Below are 1,396 nucleotides of genomic sequence, written 5' to 3'. Positions count from 1 at the left end.
ATGCAAACCGTATTGTTTGGGAACCCCAACAAATATTATAGAGCCTGATTTATACAATACTAGATAAACAACAATAGAAAGGGTTCTAATTGAAACCGACCATTTTTCAGGCACAAAAAAAGCCTTAGACCAATAGGTCTAAGACAGAAGTTATGGTGTTATGTAGTTAGATGGTGGAGCCTAGCGGGATCGAACCGCTGACCTCCTGCGTGCAAGGCAGGCGCTCTCCCAGCTGAGCTAAGGCCCCAATTAAATGAATATGTTTTGTTGTTCACTGGAGCGGAAGACGGGATTCGAACCCGCGACCCCAACCTTGGCAAGGTTGTATTCTACCACTGAACTACTTCCGCAAAAAATGAGCCATGAAGGACTCGAACCTTCGACCCTCTGATTAAAAGTCAGATGCTCTACCGACTGAGCTAATGGCTCATATGGCTGGGCTAGCTGGATTCGAACCAACGCATGACGGAGTCAAAGTCCGTTGCCTTACCGCTTGGCTATAGCCCAATATAACATCTTTTACAAAAATAAGGGTATTTATATAGTTCCCTTTTATAGTGAAATTATTACATGTCCACTAATACTTTTTTATAAAATGAATGGTGGAGGGGGGCAGATTCGAACTGCCGAACCCGAAGGAGCGGATTTACAGTCCGCCGCGTTTAGCCACTTCGCTACCCCTCCGCATATGTGGTGCCGGCAAGAGGACTTGAACCCCCAACCTACTGATTACAAGTCAGTTGCTCTACCAATTGAGCTACACCGGCAAAAAATCAAAAATGGTGGAGGATGACGGGATCGAACCGCCGACCCCCTGCTTGTAAGGCAGGTGCTCTCCCAGCTGAGCTAATCCTCCAATATAATGGTGACCCCTACGGGATTCGAACCCGTGTTACCGCCGTGAAAGGGCGGTGTCTTAACCGCTTGACCAAGGGGCCATTTTTTCATAAATAAATAGGAAGCTCCCAAGCGGGCTCGAACCGCTGACCTCTTCCTTACCATGGAAGTGCTCTACCTGCTGAGCTATGGAAGCATGGCTCCGCAGGTAGGACTCGAACCTACGACCGTTCGGTTAACAGCCGAATGCTCTACCACTGAGCTACTGCGGAATAATATGATGTTTCCTAAAACTCACTTTAATGCAACAGCAAAAATACTGCTGCCCGGCGACGTCCTACTCTCACAGGGGGAGATCCCCCAACTACCATCGGCGCTGAAGAGCTTAACTTCCGTGTTCGGGATGGGAACGGGTGTGGCCTCTTCGCCATCATTACCAGACAATATTCAAAACTATTGAAAAGACATGTATTATTATACTATCTACCAATAGATTTTTTCAAGAAGGAATTTTTGTTCCTTCAAAACTAGATAACAGATAAGGAAATGCTGCGTGTTT

General features: G+C 46.5%; 10 tRNA genes and 1 rRNA gene. All 11 read right to left on the bottom strand.

Annotated features, from left to right (window positions below):
- Positions 1–171 precede the first annotated feature (171 nt).
- Positions 172–247, bottom strand: a tRNA-Ala gene (locus D0469_RS20540).
- Between the two features lie 28 nt (positions 248–275).
- A tRNA-Gly gene (locus tag D0469_RS20535) sits at positions 276–350 on the bottom strand.
- A gap of 6 nt (positions 351–356) precedes the next feature.
- Positions 357–429: transfer RNA gene (locus D0469_RS20530), tRNA-Lys, on the bottom strand.
- A 3-nt stretch (positions 430–432) separates the two neighbouring features.
- Positions 433–507: transfer RNA gene (locus tag D0469_RS20525), tRNA-Gln, on the bottom strand.
- Between the two features lie 93 nt (positions 508–600).
- Positions 601–684 (bottom strand) — tRNA-Tyr (locus D0469_RS20520).
- Between the two features lie 7 nt (positions 685–691).
- Positions 692–767: transfer RNA gene (locus D0469_RS20515), tRNA-Thr, on the bottom strand.
- 13 nt (positions 768–780) lie between these two features.
- A tRNA-Val gene (locus tag D0469_RS20510) sits at positions 781–856 on the bottom strand.
- A gap of 7 nt (positions 857–863) precedes the next feature.
- Positions 864–938 (bottom strand) — tRNA-Glu (locus D0469_RS20505).
- A 22-nt stretch (positions 939–960) separates the two neighbouring features.
- Positions 961–1,033: transfer RNA gene (locus tag D0469_RS20500), tRNA-Thr, on the bottom strand.
- 1 nt (position 1,034) lies between these two features.
- A tRNA-Asn gene (locus tag D0469_RS20495) sits at positions 1,035–1,109 on the bottom strand.
- Positions 1,110–1,161: 52 nt separating this feature from the next.
- A 5S ribosomal RNA gene (rrf, locus tag D0469_RS20490) occupies positions 1,162–1,278 on the bottom strand.
- Positions 1,279–1,396 lie beyond the last annotated feature (118 nt).

Source organism: Peribacillus saganii (assembly GCF_003429095.1).
Classification (GTDB): domain Bacteria; phylum Bacillota; class Bacilli; order Bacillales; family DSM-1321; genus Peribacillus; species Peribacillus saganii.
This window is presented reverse-complemented; position numbering and strand designations above follow the sequence as displayed.